Source organism: Nitrospira sp. BLG_1 (genome assembly GCF_047338595.1).
In the GTDB taxonomy this organism is placed as follows: domain Bacteria; phylum Nitrospirota; class Nitrospiria; order Nitrospirales; family Nitrospiraceae; genus Nitrospira_D.
The window spans coordinates 1-1,202 of sequence record NZ_JBLFBO010000132.1 but is presented as its reverse complement, the minus strand read 5'-3'; the positions used below and the strand labels follow the sequence as shown (position 1 = coordinate 1,202).

At 54.7% G+C, this 1,202-nt stretch carries 5 protein-coding genes; all 5 read right to left on the bottom strand.

What is annotated here, in order from left to right:
- A partial coding sequence (locus ACMTNU_RS20725) for a hypothetical protein (protein ID WP_413937182.1) occupies nucleotides 1–206 on the bottom strand: 206 nt, incomplete at its 3' end.
- A complete protein-coding gene (locus tag ACMTNU_RS20720) occupies nucleotides 203–385 on the bottom strand; it encodes a hypothetical protein (protein WP_413937181.1) in 183 nt (60 codons plus the stop codon). The genes ACMTNU_RS20720 and ACMTNU_RS20725, both read right to left, overlap by 4 nt.
- A gap of 20 nt (nucleotides 386–405) precedes the next feature.
- Nucleotides 406–585: a hypothetical protein gene (locus ACMTNU_RS20715; protein ID WP_413937180.1), complete on the bottom strand. Its 180-nt coding sequence runs from the start codon at nucleotides 583–585 to the stop codon at nucleotides 406–408.
- Nucleotides 586–712: 127 nt separating this feature from the next.
- The gene (locus ACMTNU_RS20710; RefSeq protein WP_413937179.1) at nucleotides 713–916 is read right to left on the bottom strand and encodes a hypothetical protein; all 204 of its coding nucleotides are present in this window, start codon (nucleotides 914–916) and stop codon (nucleotides 713–715) included.
- Between the two features lie 3 nt (nucleotides 917–919).
- Nucleotides 920–1,186, bottom strand: coding sequence for a hypothetical protein (locus ACMTNU_RS20705; protein WP_413937178.1), 267 nt, complete (start codon nucleotides 1,184–1,186; stop codon nucleotides 920–922).
- Nucleotides 1,187–1,202 lie beyond the last annotated feature (16 nt).

Below are 1,202 nucleotides of genomic sequence, written 5' to 3'. Positions count from 1 at the left end.
AGGTTTTTCGCCCGTACGGCAAAGAGGAAATTGGACCTCCCGCGCCGCCCTGCAATTCCGCTCTTCGTGGTGCCATTCTGTCTGGATCCAGCCGCCGCATCCATCCGTCTAAGGAGCGCCTTGGCCTTACCGGTGCCTCCTCCATTCCTCGGACGCCCTTTCGTGGACGGCCACCCTCCGATGCTGTATGACTCCTTCCCACTCATGCCATCACCTCCATATCGCTACAATTCGCGCAGGCCGTCTCACCGTGCCGATTGACCAGCAGGTGCGTCATGACGAGACATTGCGGACAGGCCACAGCCGGACTGAACCATGCAATGGTGTGGCGCGGCTGAACACTGAACATGATGCTGCCTCTATCGCTGTGATGTTCCATAATCATGGCTCACTCCTTCTATGTCGTCACCACACCAGCGCAACCAATACCACCAGGCCAGCTAGCACGATGAATGTTGCGATGATGTCTACGATGGTGACGCCAAGTTCTATCGGCCTCGATTCGTCGAAGTCTCGAATCTTGTCGGCTCGCTCGACATAATCACGTGTCAAATATGGTTCGATTCGCACCGGATCTCGTCTCATGGTGTCCCCCCATTTAGTTAAGACCGTCCAGCCCTTATCGTCTGCTCAACGCTGCCGTTAAAATGACGACCTGATACTCGATGATGTAGAGCCAGAACCTAAAAAATGTATTCATGATGATTCTCCTTCACCAACCCAAACCGATGACAATCACGACCACGGCAGTTGCCGCGCATGTCCAAAAGAAGGCCGCCCACGCCCACTCACCCATATCGACCGGATCGGAAGCAGGAAGCGATGTTGCACGCATGGCGTCATAGATAGCCTTGCGTCTCTCGGCTTGCATTGCGCAAGCGGCATCTACAGATCTCAGCTTGAGGTTTCGTCGCATGATCTACCTCCTTGGTCGCATGATTTCATCAACCGCTAACTTGATCTTGCCGTCGCGGAATCCTCGCTCACATGCCGCCCTGAGGTCGCTCCTGTCCGAATACCATGAACCAGGCAGCGCATCGGCCCGTGCCACGTGAAACCCAATCAGCTCAGCAAGGCCAGCCTCATTCAGATTTTCAGCCCTCTTCGCCAACCATTCCTTATGCTCTTGATATGTCGCATGGCGGTACATCTTCACCCCCCTATCTTGCTCCGCAATTCCTCGCATCGTTCGTCAACATACA